Origin of the sequence: Cryobacterium sp. TMB3-10, assembly GCF_004402305.1 — a bacterium.
In the GTDB taxonomy this organism is placed as follows: domain Bacteria; phylum Actinomycetota; class Actinomycetes; order Actinomycetales; family Microbacteriaceae; genus Cryobacterium; species Cryobacterium zongtaii.
The window spans coordinates 37665-56877 of sequence record NZ_SOGH01000026.1 but is presented as its reverse complement, the minus strand read 5'-3'; the positions used below and the strand labels follow the sequence as shown (position 1 = coordinate 56877).

Annotated in this window: 18 protein-coding genes and 1 tRNA gene; 14 read left to right on the top strand and 5 right to left on the bottom strand. The window is 68.6% G+C overall.

Annotated features, from left to right (window positions below; all coding sequences use genetic code 11):
- Nucleotides 1-40 precede the first annotated feature (40 nt).
- The 6 genes from E3T22_RS14200 (at nt 41) to E3T22_RS14175 (ending at nt 3670) form a co-directional block, all read left to right on the top strand.
- Nucleotides 41-113, top strand: a tRNA-Trp gene (locus tag E3T22_RS14200).
- Between the two features lie 42 nt (nt 114-155).
- Nucleotides 156-428: a preprotein translocase subunit SecE gene (gene secE / locus E3T22_RS14195; protein WP_088455015.1), complete on the top strand. Its 273-nt coding sequence runs from the start codon at nt 156-158 to the stop codon at nt 426-428.
- Between the two features lie 120 nt (nt 429-548).
- Nucleotides 549-1481, top strand: coding sequence for a transcription termination/antitermination protein NusG (gene nusG / locus E3T22_RS14190; RefSeq protein ID WP_088455016.1), 933 nt, complete (start codon nt 549-551; stop codon nt 1479-1481).
- A 107-nt stretch (nt 1482-1588) separates the two neighbouring features.
- Nucleotides 1589-2020, top strand: coding sequence for a 50S ribosomal protein L11 (gene rplK / locus E3T22_RS14185; RefSeq protein ID WP_066592266.1), 432 nt, complete (start codon nt 1589-1591; stop codon nt 2018-2020).
- Nucleotides 2021-2155: 135 nt separating this feature from the next.
- The gene (rplA, locus tag E3T22_RS14180) at nt 2156-2845 is read left to right on the top strand and encodes a 50S ribosomal protein L1 (RefSeq protein ID WP_088455017.1); all 690 of its coding nucleotides are present in this window, start codon (nt 2156-2158) and stop codon (nt 2843-2845) included.
- A 180-nt stretch (nt 2846-3025) separates the two neighbouring features.
- Nucleotides 3026-3670 carry a GntR family transcriptional regulator gene (locus E3T22_RS14175; protein WP_133159693.1) on the top strand — a complete coding sequence of 215 codons (645 nt, stop codon included), beginning with the start codon at nt 3026-3028 and terminating at the stop codon, nt 3668-3670.
- Nucleotides 3671-3717: 47 nt separating this feature from the next.
- On the opposite strand, the gene E3T22_RS14170 is transcribed toward E3T22_RS14175, so the two are convergent.
- Complete coding sequence (locus E3T22_RS14170; RefSeq protein WP_134480906.1) at nt 3718-5382, bottom strand: ATP-binding cassette domain-containing protein; 1665 nt, start codon at nt 5380-5382, stop codon at nt 3718-3720.
- 222 nt (nt 5383-5604) lie between these two features.
- On the opposite strand from E3T22_RS14170, the gene E3T22_RS14165 reads away from it, so the two are divergent.
- The 4 genes from E3T22_RS14165 (at nt 5605) to E3T22_RS14150 (ending at nt 9631) form a co-directional block, all read left to right on the top strand.
- Nucleotides 5605-7296: a circularly permuted type 2 ATP-grasp protein gene (locus E3T22_RS14165; RefSeq protein ID WP_134480905.1), complete on the top strand. Its 1692-nt coding sequence runs from the start codon at nt 5605-5607 to the stop codon at nt 7294-7296.
- On the top strand, nt 7290-8219 hold the full coding sequence (locus tag E3T22_RS14160) for an alpha-E domain-containing protein (RefSeq protein WP_088455021.1): 930 nt from the start codon (nt 7290-7292) through the stop codon (nt 8217-8219). Before E3T22_RS14165 ends, E3T22_RS14160 begins: the two co-directional genes overlap by 7 nt.
- Nucleotides 8216-9058 (top strand): transglutaminase family protein, encoded by an 843-nt coding sequence (locus E3T22_RS14155; RefSeq protein WP_088455022.1) that lies wholly within the window; start codon nt 8216-8218, stop codon nt 9056-9058. Before E3T22_RS14160 ends, E3T22_RS14155 begins: the two co-directional genes overlap by 4 nt.
- Before the next feature lie 111 nt (nt 9059-9169).
- Complete coding sequence (locus tag E3T22_RS14150) at nt 9170-9631, top strand: MarR family winged helix-turn-helix transcriptional regulator (protein ID WP_088455023.1); 462 nt, start codon at nt 9170-9172, stop codon at nt 9629-9631.
- Between the two features lie 110 nt (nt 9632-9741).
- On the opposite strand, the gene E3T22_RS14145 is transcribed toward E3T22_RS14150, so the two are convergent.
- Nucleotides 9742-11268 carry a helix-turn-helix transcriptional regulator gene (locus tag E3T22_RS14145; protein WP_088455024.1) on the bottom strand — a complete coding sequence of 509 codons (1527 nt, stop codon included), beginning with the start codon at nt 11266-11268 and terminating at the stop codon, nt 9742-9744.
- A 145-nt stretch (nt 11269-11413) separates the two neighbouring features.
- Here E3T22_RS14145 and aceA point away from each other — a divergent pair, with 145 nt between their 5' ends.
- The 3 genes from aceA to E3T22_RS14130 all read left to right on the top strand — a co-directional run bounded on the left by aceA (nt 11414) and on the right by E3T22_RS14130 (nt 15234).
- Nucleotides 11414-12775, top strand: coding sequence for an isocitrate lyase (gene aceA, locus E3T22_RS14140; protein ID WP_134408367.1), 1362 nt, complete (start codon nt 11414-11416; stop codon nt 12773-12775).
- A gap of 46 nt (nt 12776-12821) precedes the next feature.
- Complete coding sequence (aceB, locus tag E3T22_RS14135) at nt 12822-14543, top strand: malate synthase A (protein ID WP_134480904.1); 1722 nt, start codon at nt 12822-12824, stop codon at nt 14541-14543.
- A gap of 82 nt (nt 14544-14625) precedes the next feature.
- Nucleotides 14626-15234, top strand: coding sequence for an N-acetyltransferase family protein (locus tag E3T22_RS14130; protein WP_370291556.1), 609 nt, complete (start codon nt 14626-14628; stop codon nt 15232-15234).
- 47 nt (nt 15235-15281) lie between these two features.
- On the opposite strand, the gene E3T22_RS14125 is transcribed toward E3T22_RS14130, so the two are convergent.
- From E3T22_RS14125 to E3T22_RS14115, 3 genes are read right to left on the bottom strand one after another with little or no spacing between them, the layout of a single operon-like run.
- Nucleotides 15282-16748 carry a deoxyribodipyrimidine photo-lyase gene (locus E3T22_RS14125; protein ID WP_134480903.1) on the bottom strand — a complete coding sequence of 489 codons (1467 nt, stop codon included), beginning with the start codon at nt 16746-16748 and terminating at the stop codon, nt 15282-15284.
- Nucleotides 16745-17743, bottom strand: a complete 999-nt coding sequence (locus E3T22_RS14120) for an NADP-dependent oxidoreductase (protein WP_241983691.1) — start codon at nt 17741-17743, stop codon at nt 16745-16747. The genes E3T22_RS14125 and E3T22_RS14120 overlap by 4 nt, the downstream gene beginning before the upstream one ends.
- A gap of 42 nt (nt 17744-17785) precedes the next feature.
- On the bottom strand, nt 17786-18448 hold the full coding sequence (locus tag E3T22_RS14115) for a YqaJ viral recombinase family protein (protein WP_088457818.1): 663 nt from the start codon (nt 18446-18448) through the stop codon (nt 17786-17788).
- Nucleotides 18449-18630: 182 nt separating this feature from the next.
- Between E3T22_RS14115 and E3T22_RS14110 the strand changes: the two genes are divergently transcribed.
- A complete protein-coding gene (locus E3T22_RS14110) occupies nt 18631-19191 on the top strand; it encodes an LPXTG cell wall anchor domain-containing protein (RefSeq protein ID WP_134480902.1) in 561 nt (186 codons plus the stop codon).
- The last annotated feature ends 22 nt before the right edge of the window (nt 19192-19213 follow it).

Here is a 19213-nt window from a genome sequence, read left to right as displayed (position 1 = left end):
GCCTATTTTGGTCGTTTGAAGCTGGACGGTTTCGCTTCATAGGGTGGTGGCTCAATTGGTAGAGCAGCGGTCTCCAAAACCGCAGGTTGCAGGTTCGAGTCCTGTCCGCCCTGCAAGTCGGTGGTCTTTCCGCCGGCCCACGAAAGGTGTAACAGGTGGCCCGAAAAGTTATCGACGAACCCAGCGAGGAAATCGTCGCCAACGCCAAAGTGGCCCGCGAAACCAAGCGCGGACCATTCGCTCGGGTGTCCCTGTTTATCAAGCAGGTCCTGGCCGAACTTCGCAAGGTCGTCACCCCGACCCGCAAGGAACTGCTCAGCTACACCGGAGTGGTTCTGATTTTCGTCGTGATCATGATGGCGCTGGTATCGGCACTCGACTGGGTGTTCGCGCTCGTCGTCACGTACGTATTCGGCACTCCCAGTTGACCGGTGCCGCGAGAGCGGCATCCAGACTGATCATGCACGTGGATCGGTGAGCCAGCACCACAGCTGTGAACAACACTGTGCGGCCTCACGCCCACGCAATAGAAGAAGGATTGATATTTAGTGACTGAGACCAATCGCGACGACGTCGACTGGGCCACCGCCGCCGAGCAGTCCGCCAACGACGATGAGGCGCAGGAGGGCAACACCCTCGCCGCCGACGAAACGTCCGTCGAAGCCGCCGAGCAGGTCGCCCTGCACGTCGAAGACGAGAACGCCGACATCGAAGTCGATCTCGACGCCGCCCTGGACGCTCTCACCGAGTCGACCGACCCCGAAGCCGACGCCATCGTCGAGGACGCCCTCGACATCGACAACGCCGACGAGGCCGAGGCCGCCGTCGAAGCCGTCGAAGACGAAGAAGAGGTCGACGCCGAAGACGAAGACCCCTACGAGGCCTTCCGCAAGGAACTGCGTTTCCAGCCCGGCAAGTGGTTCGTCATCCACTCCTACGCCGGTTTCGAACGCCGCGTGAAGTCGAACATCGAGAACCGCAAGCAGTCGATGGCCATGGAAGATTACATCTACCAGGTCGAGGTCCCGATGGAAGACGTCGTCGAGATCAAGAACGGCCAGCGCAAGATGGTCACCCGTGTTCGCATCCCCGGCTACGTGCTGGTGCGCATGGATCTCAACGAAGACAGCTGGTCCGTCGTGCGTCACACCCCCGGCGTCACCGGCTTCGTGGGCAACGCGCACAACCCCACCCCGCTGCGTTTCGAAGAGGCCTTCGGCATGCTCAAGGGCCTCGTTGAGATCAAGGATGTTCCGGCCACCAAGTCCGGTGCTCCCGGCAAGGCCGCGCAGCGCGTTCTGCCCGCCGAGATCGACTACGAAATCGGCGAGACCATCACGATCAAGGAAGGCTCGTTCGCGGGCCTGCCCGGTTCGATCAGCGAGATCAAGCCCGAGAGCGGCAAGCTCATCGTGCTCGTATCGCTCTTCGAGCGTGAGACCCCGGTCGAGCTCAGCTTCGACCAGGTCACCAAGCTTTAGGCTCCGCCGGCCTCCAGCCAGCAGAGCCCTGAACCACCGGGGCCCATCCGGGCCACCGGGAGAGCGACCTTCGCGGCCGCTCGAACATCAATAACGAAGGAAGAACAATGGCACCGAAGAAGAAGGTTACTGGTCTGATCAAGCTTCAGATCAAGGCCGGCGCCGCCAACCCCGCACCGCCCATCGGGCCGGCGCTGGGACAGCACGGCGTCAACATCATGGAATTCTGCAAGGCATACAACGCCCAGACGGAATCCCAGCGCGGCAACGTCATCCCGGTTGAGATCACCGTTTACGACGACCGTTCGTTCACGTTCATCCTGAAGACCCCGCCTGCAGCGGAGCTCATCAAGAAGGCCGCCGGAGTTGCCAAGGGCAGCGGAACGCCGCACACCGTCAAGGTTGCCAAGCTCACCAAGGCGCAGGTTCGCGAAATCGCCGAGGCCAAGATGGTTGACCTCAACGCCAACGACCTCGACGCTGCGTCGAAGATCATCGCCGGAACCGCTCGCTCCATGGGCATCACGGTCGAGGGCTAATACCCCTTCGTTCGATTCGTCGAACACCAGCCGACGGGCATGATCGATCTCGATCTGCCGACAGGCACCAAGTGGAAGAGCCAGCCAGGCTCACGAAAACCACGCTCTCAGCACATGCATCTACAGGAGATTCAAATGGCACAGAAGTCAAAGGCCTACCGCGCTGCGGTCGAGAAGATCGAAGCCGATAAGTTCTACACCCCCACCGAAGCCGTCACCCTCGCCCGCGAGACCGGTTCCGTCAAGTTCAACTCCACCGTTGAGGTCGCGCTCAAGCTCGGCGTCGACCCCCGCAAGGCAGACCAGATGGTCCGCGGCACCGTGATTCTTCCTCACGGCACCGGCAAGACCGCCCGCGTCATCGTCTTCGCAACGGGCCCCGCGGCCGACGCAGCCATCGCTGCCGGCGCCGACGAGGTCGGTGGCGACGAGCTCATCGAGAAGGTGGCCGCCGGCTACACCTCGTTCGACTCTGCAGTCTCGACCCCCGAGCTCATGGGCAAGGTCGGTCGTCTCGGAAAGGTCCTGGGCCCGCGCGGCCTCATGCCCAACCCGAAGACCGGAACCGTGACGCCCGACGTGGCCAAGGCCGTGAACGACATCAAGGGTGGAAAGATCGCCTTCCGCGTCGACAAGCACTCCAACGTGCACTTCGTCGTGGGCAAGGCTTCCTTCTCCGCCGACCAGCTCAACGAGAACATCGGTGCCGCACTCGAGGAGATCGTTCGCCTCAAGCCGAGCTCTTCCAAGGGCCGCTACATCATGAAGGGCGCCGTGTCGACCACGTTCGGCCCCGGCATCCCGCTCGATGTGAACAGCATCTAAGGATTCCTTCGTGAAGGAAGGGCCCGTCGAAAGACGGGCCCTTTTTCGCGCCCTGATGACCTCGCTACCCCCAGTACGAGGCGACCGATCCTGATTTTCCGCCGTATCCCTCTTTTAGGGGCCGCGGTGTGTAAAGCTCGACGTGCGGCGGGGTGTGCCTCTGCCCAGGGGGAGGAATCCGTGGCGTCAACAGGCGGTGAAACGGTTTACCTGACCCTGCGCGCCCGCATCCTGTCAGGCCAGTTGAGCGCCAACACCATGCTGAGAGAACAGGCTCTGGCCGAGGAACTCGGAGTCAGCCGGACCCCGGTGCGAGAAGCTCTCCGCCGACTGGACGAGGCCGGGCTGGTGACCTTTGTGCCCAATCGTGGTGCCACGGTCGTGGCCTGGAGCGTCGAGGAGGTCCGCGAGACGTACATGGTGCGGGCCGGACTCGAGAGCCGCGCCGCCGGGCTGGCGGCCAGCCGCATCACGGCGGAGGAACTGGACAGGCTCGCCGCGCTGATCGACGCCATGGAACCCGTGTTGACAGCGGATGACGACGCCGGCCTCGCCGCGCTGAGCAGCCTCAACGCCGAATTCCACCACATCGTGGTTGCGGCCTCTCGCAGCCACCAACTGATGACCCTCACCTCGTCCGTCGCCAGGGTGCCGCTGATGGCGGCCGCCTTCCGCCGGCGCGGCGCCGAGTACCGCGCGCGCAGCAACCACCAGCACCGCGACATCCTCACCGCGCTTCGCACCGGAGACGCGATCTGGGCCGAGGTGGCGATGCGGGGGCATATCCTCGGAGCCCGCAACGCCGTCTCGGGCACCGAGGGCTGATCTGGTCGGCGCCGCCTGGCCGGCACCGTCCAGCCGGCACCGTCGGGTCAGCGGCCGATCGGCCGTGGCCCTGATGAGCGGTCGGCGAGAATCCGCTGACTGTGCGGGTGACGGGGGTCGATGAGCAACTCGAGGACCGAAGCGTGCTCGACGATGGTGTCGTCGCTCATGACCGCGACGCGGTCGCACCTGGCGATGATCTCAGCTCTGGGCGATGCCACGATGAGAGTGAAACCAAGTTGCTTTTGGAGCGCATGCAGAGAGTCGAGGAAGCTCTCCTCATCGGCCGTGTCGAGGCCCTCGGTCGGATTGTCGGCGATGAGAAGCTGTGGCTCGCGAACGAGGGCACCGGCGAGCAGCACCCGCTGGCTGATCAGCGCCGAGACCTGATGCGGGTACGCCCACAACACGGCCTCGACGTTGTCGACGCCGACGGCGGTGAGAAGCGCGGCGGCGGCGGAGCGGGCGCGGGATCGGGAGTGTCCCGCGCGTCCGGCCAGGATCCCGGCGAGTTGGTGGCCGATGCGGACGTCGGGGTCCAGACGATCCGCTGCCGGTGCCGGGAGAAACCCGATCTGCTGCCCGCGCAGGTGCCGGAACTCCCCTTCCGCGAGGCCGACGAGTTCGGTGCCGTCGAAGAGGATCGACCCGGACCGGATCGGACTGTCGAGCGGGAGCAGACCCGCGATGGCGTGGCACAGCGACGAGGTGGCGTCACTGCCGCCGCCGACGACCGCCAGCGCCTGACCGCGCGTCGCAGTGAGGCTGATGCCGTGCAGCGCGTCTCGAGGCTCCTGCGCCGAACCGTCGTGCAGGCAGAGGTTCCTGATATCGAGGAGGTCGGTCGAACGAAACGTCGTGGAAGGCAGGGCCGGTTTGACCTGACGGGAGTCCGCCAGAAGCGCGGCGGCGAGTCCGCCGGGCGTGGGCCGGGTCTGCCGCGGGGCCGCGGGGCCGAGTACGGCCGAAGCGACCGTGAGGCCGGTCATGATCACTCCGACTACGCACAATAGGCAGGCGCCGAGCACGAACGGGAGGCTCTCAGCGGGCAACAACGGCAGCATGGTCGCGAGGGACGGTGTGGTGAACACGGCCTGGACCGTCAGCGCGCTGGCGTAGAGCACCAGGAACTCGACGAGCAGGACGGCCAGGATGGTGGGCAGCGTACGACGGAACACCCGGCGGATGACCGGTGCGGTGGTGGGAAGGCCACGGCTGCGGGCGGTCTGCACGTGTCCCTCGATCGCGGCCACCCGAGTCGCAGCGCGCACCGACGCCGTGATGGCCGTGGCGGCCCCCAACACGATCACGGTGGCGGGCAGCAGCACGGAGCTCAGCGCGCTCGCGCCGGCACGAGCCGTCGGACCGTCCTCCAGCACCGGCATGAGTTCGGCCTGGACGGCGAACCAGAAGACCAGAACGAGCGCCAGCCAGGCCAGGCAGACACCGATACCGGCCCCCACCAGCGACCGCAGCCTCGGGTCGATCCAGCCGCTGCGACGGGCGGCCACCAGGCCCCCGCCCAGGCCCAGCAGGCCGGAGAGGATCGGTGCGGCCAGCGTGCCGGCGGTCGCGAGGGGGAGCCGGTCCGAGAGCGGATGCAGCAGCACGCCGTCGGCGCCACTGAGCCGCGCCGCCACCAGCACGCCGGCGCCGGCCAGGCAGGCCAGGATCAGCAACCCCAACCGTCTGGGCCCTGCAACTGTGCGCATGAGTGCTCGGATCTGCTTGGTGCGGCCACATCACCGCCTTGCGGAGTATTCGCATCGGACTTGAGCTAACTGTATGCAACAAAGACGTCTGTGGGCGCCATCTGTTCCCATGTCGCCCCGTTTGGTTGGTTGATCGATGCAACATGTATGCAACCTTTGTGGCGCACGGCGGCGTCACGGTCAGGAAACAAACCGGCAACACCGGACGGTTAGCATCCAGACATGGTTGACCTCTTCAGTGGCTATGGCGCTACCTCCGCACCGCCCCGTGAGCGAGGGCAGACGTCGGCCTGGGACGAAATGTTCCCTGACCCGTCGTCGCTCGCCCCCTCGGAGGCGCGGGCCGCCTACAAGGACGTGTACAGCGCTCTGGCCCGGATGACCCAGGAAGAGTTGCGGGGCCGTACGGACGCGCTGGCCAGCTCCTACCTGGCGCAGGGCGTGACCTTCGACTTCGCCGGCGAGGAACGTCCTTTCCCGCTCGACGCTGTGCCCCGGGTGATCGAGCAGAAGGAGTGGGTGACCGTCGAGGCCGGCATCAAACAGCGGGTCCTCGCACTGGAGGCCTTCCTCGCCGACATCTACGGCCCCCAGGCCGCCGTGCGCGACGGTGTCATCCCGGCCGGCCTGATCACCTCGTCCACACACTTCCACCGTCAGGCAGCCGGAATCGTCTCCGCGAACAACGTGCGCATCCAGGTGTCCGGGATTGACCTCATCCGCGACGAGATCGGGGCCTGGCGGGTGCTCGAAGATAACGTGCGGGTGCCCAGCGGGGTCAGCTACGTCATCTCCAACCGCCGCGTGATGGCCCAGACCCTGCCCGAGCTGTTCGTCTCGATGCGGGTGCGCCCGGTGGGCGACTACCCCAACAAGCTGCTGCAGGCCCTGCGCGCCTCGGCCCCGGCCGGCGTCGACGACCCGAACATCGTGGTGCTCACCCCCGGCGTCTTCAATTCGGCCTACTTCGAGCACACTCTGCTCGCCCGGCTGATGGGCGTGGAGCTGGTGGAGGGCCGCGACCTGTTCTGCTCGGGCGGCCGGGTGTGGATGCGCACCACGGCCGGACCCACCCGGGTCGACGTGATCTACCGCCGGGTCGACGACGAGTTCCTGGACCCGCTGCAGTTCCGCGCCGACTCGCAACTGGGATCACCGGGCATCCTGATGGCCGCGCGGCTGGGCAATGTGACCATCGCCAACGCCGTGGGCAACGGGGTCGCCGACGACAAGCTCGTCTACACCTACCTGCCCGAGCTGATCAAGTACTACCTCGGCGAAGACGCGATCATCCCCAACGTCGACACCTGGCGGCTCGAAGACCCCCTCGCGCTCGAGGAGGTACTCGACAGGCTCGATGAGCTGGTCGTCAAGCCCGTCGACGGCTCCGGCGGCAAGGGCCTCGTGGTCGGCCCCGCCGCGTCGAAGGCCGAGTTGGAGACCCTGCGGAAGCAGTTGCTCCTGGACCCGCGCGGCTGGATCGCCCAACCCGTGGTGCAGTTGTCCACCATCCCGACCCTCGTCGACGACGGCATGCGGCCCCGGCACGCGGACTTGCGGCCGTTCGCGGTGAACGACGGGACGGACGTCTGGGTGTTGCCTGGCGGCCTCACCCGGGTGGCTCTACCCGAGGGTGAGCTCGTCGTTAACTCCAGCCAGGGCGGCGGTTCCAAGGACACCTGGGTGATCGGTCTCGAGCCCGATTTCCACAGCATGGGGTCGGCCCGGAACATCCAGGGCCTCGTCAACGACCAGGCCGCGAATACCCAGTCGATCTCCATCATCCCGCCCAGGGTCGCCGACCACTCCCCGCAGGACGCCCCGCCGGGCGGCGACCAGGACCAGGAACAACAGCAACAGCAACAGCGCACAGCGACCGCGGTCACGACCGCAGACGGGACCCTCGAATGCTGAGCCGCATCGCCGAGAGCCTGTTCTGGATCGGCCGTTACATCGAACGCAGCGACGGCACCGCGCGCATCCTGGATGTGCACCTGCAGCTGCTGCTGGAAGACCCGTGGATCGAGGAGAACCTGGCCTGCCGGTCACTGCTGCACCTGATGGGCAGCCCGGTGCCCCCGGACCGTGACCTCACCCGCAAGGATGTGCTGGCGACCCTGGCGGCCGACCGCACCAATCCGGCGTCGATCGCGTATTCGCTCGGTGCCGCCAGAGAGAACGCCCGCCGGGCCAGGGAGATCGTCTCCACCGAGCTCTGGGAATGCCTGAACACCACCTACACGAAGATGCCGAAGAACATCGCGAGCGCCAAGACCCACGACTTCTTCGGCTGGGTGCGCGAACGCGCGGCCCTGGCCGTCGGCATCGTCGAGTCCAGCGCCAGCCGGGACGACGCCTGGCACTTCTTCACCCTGGGCCGCAGCCTCGAGCAGGCCGACATGACCGCGCGGCTGCTGGCCACCCGGTCACTGACCGAGAACAGCGGACCGTCCTGGACCACGATCCTGCGCTCCTGCGGGGCATACGAGTCGTATCTGCGCACCTATCGTGGCGTGCCGTCAGCGCGGAACGCCGCCGAGTTCCTGCTGCTGGACCGGCTCTTTCCCCGGTCGATCGTGTTCTCGATTTCCCGGGCCGAGCAGTGCCTGCAGGAACTCGAACCCCGCACAGACCGGCTGGGCGTCTCCGAATCGTCGCAGCGGGTGCTCGGCCAGATCCGCAGCCAGCTGGAATACCGACCGATCATGGAGATCCTGAACGACCTGCCGGGGCACATGGACATGGTGCTGGACGCCACCAGCACCGCGTCGGAGTCGATCGGGCACCGGTACTTCCCGACCAGCGCGGTGCCGACCTGGACCGGAGAAGCCTCGTGAAGCGCCTACGGATTCGCCACACCACCGGCTACAGGTATCAGGGCGAGGTAGCCACCTCCTACAACGAGGCCAGGATGCTGCCGGTCACCTCCCCCGACCAGTTCGTGCTGTATTCCAACCTGGACATCAGCCCGGTCTCGAGCAACCACAACTACGTGGACTACTGGGGTACCAGGGTGTCGTCGTTCGAGGTGCTCACCCCGCACGCCGAACTCACCCTCACGGCCAACAGCCTCGTGGAGGTGTCGCCGCGGGAGCACGCGCTGCATCCGATGCCCTGGGCGGACCTGGCGGCGTTGGTGGCCCGCTCGACGGCTTCGGTCGAACAGTCCTGGCAGACCTCGCTCACCGAACCGCCGGCGGACGTGGTGGCCACAGCCGCCGAGATCGCCGGTCGGCTGGACCCGTGTGACGCTGCGCTGGCGATCTGCCGGTTCGTGGGGGAGAACATGGCCTACGTGCAGGGTGTCACCGGGGTCAAGACCAACGCCCGTGAGGCCTGGGCCGACAGGCGCGGCGTCTGTCAGGACATCACCCACGTGGCGCTGGGCGCGCTGCGGTCGGTGGGGATCCCGGCCCGCTACGTGTCCGGCTACCTTCACCCCAGGCCGGAGGCCCTGATCGGTGAGACCGTCACCGGCGAATCCCACGCCTGGGTGGAGTGGTTCTGCGGCGAGTGGCGCGGCTACGACCCCACCAACCTGATCGACATCGGTGACCGGCACGTGGGTGTGGGTCGCGGCCGCGACTACAACGACATCGCCCCCTTGCGCGGGGTGTACGCGGGGTCGAGCGGGTCGCAGCTGTTCGTGAAGGTGGAGATCACCCGGGAGTCGTAGCCGGGCGCTGGCGAAGACCGCCTCGCTGCATAGACTGGTAGTTGCAAGCGCGGTGTACTTGCGTCGTGTAGTCGGAGTCGGGTCGGGTCGAAAGAGCATGGAGAAGCACGAATGAGCATCGAAGACGACGCCGTCGAGGTTCGGGCGCAGGGTTGGCGCACCCTGGCCGCCTTGCATGGCCGCATCGAAGCCGTGCTGGAGCGGGCCCTGCAGGCCGGCTTCGACCTGTCGGTGGTCGAGTTCACCGTGCTGGACGCCCTCAGTCGCCAGCACGGCTGGCACATGCGGATGCAGCAGCTCGCCAGGGCCGCCGCCCTCTCGAGCAGCGCGACGACCCGCCTGGTGAACCGGCTGGAAGACCGGGCGCTGCTCACCCGCATCCTCTGCGCCGACGACCGCCGCGGCATCTACACCGAGCTCACCGAGGCCGGTGAGGCACTGCTGGCCCGCGCCCGGCCGGTCTACGACGAGGCCCTGGCTGGCGCCCTTGCCGCCGCCGAAGAGGAACCTGAACTCGGCCCCCTGGTCGACGCCCTGCACCGCCTGCCCGACCTGGCCCGCGCCGCCGTCTGAATCCGCCCGCATCCGTGCGCATCCGCCCGCACGGACGCTCGCGACTTGCCGCACAATTCTCCATCCGGCGCTCCCCAGGCGCACATTGCGGCACGTCGGCACACTCTGTCTCAGGCGGGGGCGTGCGCCTCGAGGAACTGATACACCTCGGTGGGGTCGACGCCGGGGAAGGTGCCCGTCGGCAGGGCGGCTAGCAGGCTGGTGGGGGTGCGGGCGACCGGCCAGGCCTGGCCCTCCCAGCGGTCGGAGAGTTCGTCGGGCGCCCGGCGGCAGCAGGATTCGTCAGGGCAGCGCGACACGGCCCGGTTCGGGGTCTCCCTGCCGCGGAACCAGTTGACGTGGGCGAACGGCACGCCGACGCTGACGGAGTAGTCGCCCTCCTTGGCCTTCTCGATGCGGGAGGTGCACCAGAAGGTGCCGGCCGGGGTGTCGGTGTACTGGTACCAGGGGCTGAACCGGTCCGGCACGTCGAAGACCGTGCGCGCCGTCCAACTGCGGCACACCGTGCTGCCCTCCACGGCGCCGAGCGCGTCGCTGGGGAACTGCACGTCGTCGTTCTCGTACGCCTTGATGATGGTGCCGGACTCGTGCACCTTCATGAAGTGCACCGGGATGCCCAACCGCGCGGTGGCGAGGTTGGTGAACCGATGCGCGGCGGTCTCGTAGGACACCGAGAAGGCATCCCGCAGGTCTTCGAGCGAGATACGCCGGGCCGCCTTGGCGTCGTTCAGCAGTCGCAGGGTGTCGGTCTCCGGCAGCAGGATGGCGGCGGTCAAGTAATTGGTCTCCACCCGCTGTCGCAGAAAATCGGCGTAATTTCCCGGTTCGACGTGCCCGCAGAGGTGGCTGGCGAAGGCCTGCAGGATCGGTGAGCGGCTGTCACGGGACGCGGCCTGCTCGGTGGGCAGATAAATTCGGCCGTTGCGCTTGTCGGTGACGGACCGGGTGGAGTGCGGCAGGTCACCGACGTAGTGCAGCGAGAAGCCGAGGTGTGCGGCCATGTCGGCCACGACCTGATGCGAGACGGGGCCGCCGGAGTGCCCGACGGCCGTGAGGAGCTCGAGCGCTTGCGCCTCGAGTTCGGGGAAGTAATTGTCGCGGGCGCGCATCTCGGCGCGCAGTTGGGCGTTGGCCCGCCGCGCCTCTTCCGGGGTGGCCGCGCGTTCCCGGTGCAACCGTTCGATCTCGTTGTGCAGGGTGAGGATGGTCTGCAGGGTCTCGTCGGGCTGGCCGGGGCCGACCCGGAGCCGGGGCAGCCCGAGCGCCGTGAACACCGGCCCACGCTGGGCGCGTTCGACAGCGATCTCCAACGCCGCCCGGGGAGTGGGCGCATCCGTCCGCAGTAGTTCGTCGACGGTGGTGTTCAGGGCCGCGGCGATCAGGCGCAGCATCGACAGGCGCGGTTCCCGTTTGCCGTTTTCGATCATCGAGATCTGCGAGGGCGCCCGGTCCACCGCCGCGGCGAGTGTATCGAGGGTGAGGCCGAGTCGGTGCCTGCGGTCCCGGATGCGCCGGCCCAGGGTGAGCGCGTCGAGGCCGCCCTCGCCCGGCTCGGCGTCGCCCGGTGCGGGGGACCCGGCGGCTGACGGGCTCGGTGCTGGCGCTAGGGGCGGGAGAGCTGGATCGACGGTGACCATGTGCTCATGCTCACATGCGGTGATTGTTCACACAACCGGAAGAACAGGATTTCTTCTTCGGATTGGGCCCGGGGTGCGGTCGATGGCGCGCAGCAGAGTGGGTGCACGCACCAGTTCCGCAATGACGCTGACCGAGGAGAACACCATGACGAACCCCACCGCATCCGGCCCCACCGCATCCGGCAGCCCCGCCGCCCGCCCCGGCGACCAGACCCAGACGGCCGCGGAGCTTGCCCTGGAATGGGCGGCCGACCCGCGCTGGGAGGGTGTGCGCCGCGACTACACCGCCGACGACGTGATCGCCCTGCGCGGTGCCGTTCGTGAGGAACGCACCCTGGCCCGGCGCGGCGCCGAGAAGCTCTGGGAGCTCATCCACCAGAACGGCACCCCGGAGAACCCCGAGTGGGTCCACGCGCTCGGCGCCCTCACCGGCAACCAGGCCGTGCAGCAGGTGCGCGCCGGGCTCAAGGCCATCTACCTGTCCGGCTGGCAGGTCGCCGCCGACGCGAACCTGTCCGGCCAGACCTACCCCGACCAGTCGCTCTACCCGGCCAACTCGGTGCCGGCCGTGGTGCGGCGCATCAACAACGCGCTGCTGCGGGCCGGCCAGATCGAGGGCGCCGAGGCGGCCGCATCCGGTGCCGAGCCCGGCATCGACTGGATGGCGCCCATCGTTGCCGACGCCGAGGCCGGCTTCGGCGGACCGCTGAACGCCTACGAGCTGATGGCCTCCATGATCGAGGCCGGCGCGGCCGGTGTGCACTGGGAGGACCAGCTCGCCAGCGAGAAGAAGTGCGGCCACATGGGCGGCAAAGTGCTCGTGCCCACCGGCCAGCACATCCGCACCCTCAATGCGGCCCGGCTGGCGGCGGACGTCGCGGGCGTGCCCACCATCATCATCGCCCGTACCGACTCGCTCGCCGCCACCCTGATCACTAGCGACATCGACGAGCGTGACCAGGAATTCCTCACCGGAAGCCGCACCGCCGAGGGGTTCTACGACACCGCGAACGGACCCGACGTGGTGATCATGCGAGGCCTGGCCTACGCTCCGTACGCCGACCTGCTCTGGGTGGAGAGCAGCGAGCCCGACCTCGAGCTCGCCCAGCGCTTCGCGAAGGAGATCCACGCGCAGTTCCCCGGCAAGAAGCTCGCCTATAACTGCTCCCCGTCGTTCAACTGGAAATCCCACCTCAACGACGAGCAGATCGCCGCGTTCCAGCGGGAGCTCGCGGCCTGCGGGTACGCCTTCCAGTTCATCACGCTGGCAGGCTTCCACGCCCTCAACCACTCCATGTTCACCCTGGCCAAGGACTACTCCGAGCGTCAGATGAGCGCATACGTCGACCTGCAGGAGGCCGAGTTCGCCTCGGAGGCCGACGGCTACACCGCCACCCGCCACCAGCGGGAGGTGGGCACCGGCTACTTCGACCGGATCGCCACCGCGCTCAACCCCACCAGCGCCACCCTCGCGCTGGCCGGTTCCACCGAGGCCGAGCAGTTCTAGCCGGCCCGGCCCAGACATCCGCATCGCTTCGAAGGAGAAAACGATCATGACCACGACAACCCAGGCGACGGCCGAACGGCCGACACCGCCCACCACCGGGCGGGCCTTCGGTGAGACCAGCACCGGCAGCTTCGCCACCATCCATCCGCACCTCGAGGTGACTGGGTCCCTCGGTGAACGCTACGACGAGATCCTCACCCCGGCGGCCCTGGAGTTCCTCGCCGAGCTGCATGACCGCTTCGCCGGCACCCGGCACGACCTGCTGGCCGCCCGGCTGCAGACCCGGGTGGACGCCGCCAACGGGCGCGACCCGCGGTTCCTGCCCGAGACCGCGCACATCCGCGATGACCCGACCTGGCGGGTGGCCGGCGCGGGCCCCGGCCTGGAGAACCGCCGGGTGGAGATCACCGGGCCGACAGACCGCAAGATGGCCATCAACGCGCTCAACTCCGGCGCGGCCGTGTGGCTGGCCGACCAAGAGGACGCGACCAGCCCCACCTGGGTGAACGTGATCGAGGGCCAGCTCACCCTGCACGACGCCGTGCGCGGCACCTTGTCGTACGACGGCCCAGACGGCAAGGCGTATCGGGTCACCGGCGCCCCCTCCGACCGGCAGGATGGCGGCACCCCGGGGCCCACCCCGACCATCGTCATGCGCCCGCGCGGCTGGCACCTGGTGGAGAAGAATCTCACCTTCGTCGACCGGGCCAACCGGCGGATGCCGGCCTCCGGCAGCCTGGTGGACTTCGGCCTCTACGCCTTCCACAACGCGCACCGGCTGATCGAGAACGGCAGCGGTCCCTACTTCTACCTGCCCAAGCTCGAGAGCCACCTCGAGGCGCGGCTGTGGAATGACATCTTCAGCCACAGCGAGGACCACCTGAACCTCGGACACGGCACCATCCGCGCCACGGTGCTGATCGAGACCATCCAGGCCGCCTTCGAAATGGAGGAGATCCTCTACGAGCTGCGCGACCACTGCGCGGGCCTGAACGCCGGGCGCTGGGACTACATCTTCAGCATCATCAAGACCTTCCGCGCCAGGGGCCGCCGGTTCGTGCTGCCCGACCGCAAGGAAATCACCATGACGGTGCCGTTCATGCGGTCGTACACCGAACTGCTGGTGGCCACCTGCCACCGCCGCGGCGCGTACGCCATCGGCGGGATGAGCGCCTTCATCCCGAACCGGCGGGACCCCGCCGTGACCGAACGAGCCCTGGAACAGGTGGCCGCGGACAAGCGCCGCGAGGCCGGTGACGGCTTCGACGGCACCTGGGTGGCGCATCCCGACCTCATTCCCACCGCGAGGGCCGAGTTCGACGCCGTGCTCGGCGACCGGACCAACCAGCTGGAGCGCACCCGCGATGAGGTCCAGGTCACCGCGGCCGACCTTCTGGATGTGGCGTCGGCCGGCGGTCAGATCACCGAGGCCGGGGTGCGCGGCAATGTGCGCATCGCCCTGCGCTACATCGAGTCATGGCTGCGCGGCGTCGGCGCCGCGGCGATCGACAACCTGATGGAGGATGCCGCCACCGCGGAGATCTCCCGCTCGCAGATCTGGCAGTGGATCCACGACAACTCGGCCCTCGCCGACGGTCGCCGGATCGACGCGGACTGGGTGGCCGGGCTGGTCGCCGAGGAGATGGCGGCGTTGCCCCGTACGACAGGGGACAGGTTCGATGACGCCCTCGAGGTGCTCAGGGCCTCGGCGCTCGAACCCGAGTTCCCGACCTTCCTCACCGTCGCCGCCTACGCCCGCTACCTGTAGGCGACAGGCGTCAGCGAACGGCCCCGCCGGTCCCCCGGCCGGGCCGTTTGCGCGTCCGGAGTCGGACTGAGAAGCTGGGACGGTGACCGAGACCACACCGACAGACCCTGCTTCGACAGGCCCCGCACCGACCGCCCCTGCACCGACCCGGCCCGCCGCCGAGGTGCGGATTCGCCCGGCTCGTCCCGACGAAGCCGCGGCGCTCGCCGAGCTGGCCGAGGCCACCTTCGCCCTGGCCTGCCCGCCGCACACCAGCGCCGACGCCATCGCCGCGTTCCTTACGCGTGTGCTCGCCCCGGCGAACTTCGAGGCCTTCCTCGCCGACCCGGACCGGCTCCTGCTCGTGGCCGAAACCAGCGCGGGCACCCTCACCGGCTACACGATGCTCGTCTTCGGTGAACCGCACGACGCGGATGCCGCCGGCGCGATCCGGATCCGCCCCACCGCCGAGCTGAGCAAATGCTATGTGCGCGCCGAGGCGCACGGCAGCGGCACGGCCGCCGCCCTGATGGCGGCCACTCTCGATGCCGCCCGGGAGCGTGGGGCCGCCGGCTCCTGGCTCGGCGTGAACCAGGAGAACGTGCGCGCCCTGCGCTTCTACGGCAAGCACGGCTTCGAACAGGTGGGTATCAAACGGTTCCTGGTGGGCGAGCGCTACGAAGACGACTACGTGCTGGAGCGCGCCCTCTAGAGCCGCGAACCGTGAGAAAAGCCCCGGAAACGTCGAGATTCCGGGGGTTAACTCACAGGTCGCGAGTTCTTGACCTGCTCGTAGGCGGCCAGGGCGGCCCGGCGGGTTTCGCCGAGGTCGACGATGGGCTGCGGGTAGGCCCCGGTGCCCCACTCGGGCACGTTCTGCCGCACGTACTCGTTGGCGGGATCGAACTTCGCCGCCTGCAGTTCGGGGTTGAACACCCGGAAGTACGGCGCGGCATCCGCCCCCGACCCGGCCACCCACTGCCAGCCGAACGGGTTGCTGGCCGGGTCGGCGTCGACGAGGGTGTCCCAGAACCACTGCTCGCCCAACCGCCAGTCGATGAGCAGGTTCTTGATCAGGAACGACGCCGTGACCATGCGCACCCGGTTGTGCATGCTGCCGGTGCGCCACAGCTCACGCATGCCGGCATCCACCAACCGGAAGCCGGTGCGGCCCTGCCGCCAGGCCTGTAGGGCGCGCTCGTCCAGCGGCGGCCAGGGGAAGGCGTCGAAGCCGGGGCGCAGGTTGGCCGTGGCCAGATCGGGTGCGTGGAAGAGCACGTGGTACGCGAACTCACGCCAGCCGACCTCGGTGAGGAACCGGGTCGCGCTGCTGGCGGCTGCGCCGGTGAGGCCCCGCCGGGCGACGTCGGTGGCGTGCCAGATCTGGTGCGGACTGATCTCGCCCCAGCGCAGGTACGGCGAGAGCCTCGAGGTGGCCTGTTGCGCCGGCAGGTCGCGTTCGGTGCCGTACCGCGGCAGGGCGTCGTCGAGGAAGGCTGCGAGCAGCTGCTGCGCGGCGCCTTCGCCGGGGGTCCAGGCCTCGCGCAGCCCGTCGGCCCAGTCCGGGTGGCGCGGCTCCAGCTCCCACGATTCGAGGTCGTCGGAGGGCAGGGTGGCGGGGGCGCTGCGCGCTGGGCTGGCTGCGTCGGTGTCGCCGGGCAGATCGAGTGATGCCGGTGCGGGGTAGGGCGTCCGTGGCGGTGGGCCGGCGGTGCAGGCCCGCCAGAACGGGGTGAATACCGTGTACGGGGTGCCGCCGCCGGTGCGGATGGTCCACGGTTCGAAGAGCAGGGAGCCGGGGAAGCTGTGCGCCACGACGCCGGCCTCGGTGAGGCTCGCCTTGATCTGGGTGTCCAGGTCGCGCTCGGCGACGCCGTACCGCCGGTTCCAGAACACCGCGCCGGCGCCGAGCTCATCGACGAGCTCGGCGATCACGGTCGCCGCGGCACCGCGGCGCAGCACCAGGCGGCCGCCGAGGGCCGCCGTGTCGGCGGCCAGGGACACCAGGCTCTGGTGCAGCCACCAGCGGGCGGCGCCGCCGAGCGGGCGGATGCCGGGGGATACCTCGTCGAGAAGATAGACCAGCGTGAGCGGCCGACCGCGGTCGACCGCGGCGGTGAGGGCTGGGTTGTCACCCAGCCGCAGGTCATCACGCAACCAGACCAGCGAAGGCCCGTCGGGATGGGCCGGGGCTGTGTGGGCCGCGGAACCGCCTGCGCCGGTCACGCGGCACTCTCGTCGACGTCGGAGACCCGCAACACGATCTTGCCGCGGGTGTGGCCGCCCTCGATGGCCCGGTGTGCGGCGGCGCCGTCCTCGAGATCGAAGACCGAGTCGATGTTCACCCGCACGCTGCCGTTGTCGATCAGTGCAGTGATGGTGTCGAGCACCCGGGCGTCGGCGGCGACCTTGTAGCCGGTGGCGCGCACGCCCGCGGCGGCGGCGTCGGCCTGCATGGTGGGCCAGCTGCCGGTGGGGGCGTTCACGAGCAGGCCGTCCGGTCGCAGCACCGCGAGCGAGCGGGTGCCGGTGTCATCGTGCACATTGCCGATCAGGTCGATGACACTGTCGAGGTTCGTGAGGTTTTCCTCGAATCGGGTGGTGCTGTAGTCGATCACCTCGTGCGCGCCGAGGCGCTGCAGGAACTCGATCGAGGCCGTGGAGCCCGTCGCGATGACGTGGGCGCCCAGGTGCCTGGCGAACTGCACGGCGAAGTGGCCGACGCCGCCGCTGCCGGCGTGGATGAGTATCCGCTGGCCGGGCCCGGCCTCGGCGAGGTTCACCATGCCCCAGGCGGTCATCGCGGCCAACGGGATGCCGGCGGCCTCGACATGGCTCACCGCGGCGGGCTTGCGGGCGACGGACAGGCTCGACACCACGAGGTATTCGGCGTAGCTGCCCGCGATCCGCGGCGGCCGGGCCATGCCGTACACGGCGTCGCCGGGCTGCAACTCAAACGTGTCGTAGGGGGCGCGCACGACGACCCCGCTGAAGTCGTTGCCGAGCACCGTGGGGTAACCGCCGATTGCGGCTGCGGCGCCGGACCCGGCCCTGGTCTTCGCGTCGATGGGGTTGATGCCCGCGGCCACCACGCGCACGAGGAGCTCGTCGCCTACCGCGATGGGCAGTGGAAGCTCGGCCACGTGTAGTTCGTCGGGGCCGCCCGTGCGGTCGATGACCAGGGCGCGCATGGAGGTGGGCATAACCGGGGAAAAGGGCATGTGCCTATTCTGCGCCACTATCCTGGCGTCTTCCCGGCCGGCTCAGCGGCCGTAGTCGTAGGGTGGCGGGGCGGCGGCACGCTCGCGCTCGCGTTGGTGGTTGAGCAAATCGATCAGCTGGTCGGCAAAACCCACCAGGATCCTGATCTGGTCGTCGTCCCGGTCGATCCAGCGGCACTCCGGCACAGCGTTGCGAGGCACGAAATTATCGTGCTCCTCCCACACCAGCAGGGTGCGGTCGGCACCGAGCACGTACTGCTGCCACCAGATCTGCCGCAGGTAGGAGCGGGGGATGCTGCGCCAGGGCTTGCTTGTGGTCTTGATCTCGGCGAGTTCGAAGACCCCGTTGCCCGCCAGGCCCAGGCCGTCGGGAGTGGCCAGGTGGCGGGGTTGACCCGCGGCGTGGAAAAGGTTGGTGCTCGGTTCGATACCGTAGTTCGCCAGCACCCACGCCGCGATCTCGGGTTCCCGGGCCCGACCGTGGTCGGTGTACGGGTTACCGCCGAAGCCGCTGCCGTTGATCTTCTCCCTCGCCGCGTTGTGCACGGATTTCTCGGTGGCGAGCTTGGCGACATCCGTGGCGGTGATGCCCTGGCTGCGAGCGCGCAGCCAGGCGACCCTGTCGGTGGAGTCGGCGACGATGCGCAGTAAATGGGCGCTCACGGGCCGTGCGGCGGGCGCGGCCGGCGCCGGCGCTGCGAGCATGTCGCCGGTCTCCTCGCCCAGGTCGAACAGGGCGAGCAAGTCATGGGGCACCTGCCCATTCTGCCGCACGCAGAGGCCGGATTTGTGCGGCCGGGCCGATGCCCGAAGGAACGGATGATGGGTTGGAAATCCCAAGCCGACTCGGACTGACTGCCGTGCCGGCGTTCGCCCACACTCCGGCCGTGACCACTGACTGCACGTCGCTGTCGATGAAATTCGGGAGCTACAACGTGATCGCCGCGAAGCCGGCCAGCGGCGGCAAACCGGCCGTTGCGGCCGACGCCACGCCGAACACGGTCACCGTCACCATCGATGGCGTCGCCTCGGCGCCGGTGAAGTTCGGCAAGACCTATGCCTCGACGATCGCACTGGACGGCCAGACGTCGCACACCTATTCGGTGGTTCTCGGCACGCACGACGGGTATGACCGCACCTTCGCCGACACGACTGTCGCCTGCCCGACCCCGACGCCCTCAGCGCCGCCGACGCCCACGCCGATCGTGCCTTCGGTGAGCGAGACGCCCGCACCGATCGTGCCGCCGGTGAACGCCACGCCCACCCCGACGGCGACTGCCGTCACACCGGCAGCCGTAACGGCGCCGGCGCCCACCCCCGCGGCGTCAACGCGTGAGCTTGCCGAAACCGGCGTCTCGACCTGGAGCGTTCCGGCCGTTGCGGCGAGCGTCCTCGCGATGCTCCTTGGCGCCGGCCTGCTGCTGGCCCGCCGGTTCCGCCGCGCATAACCCGGCACAACCCCCTGTCGTA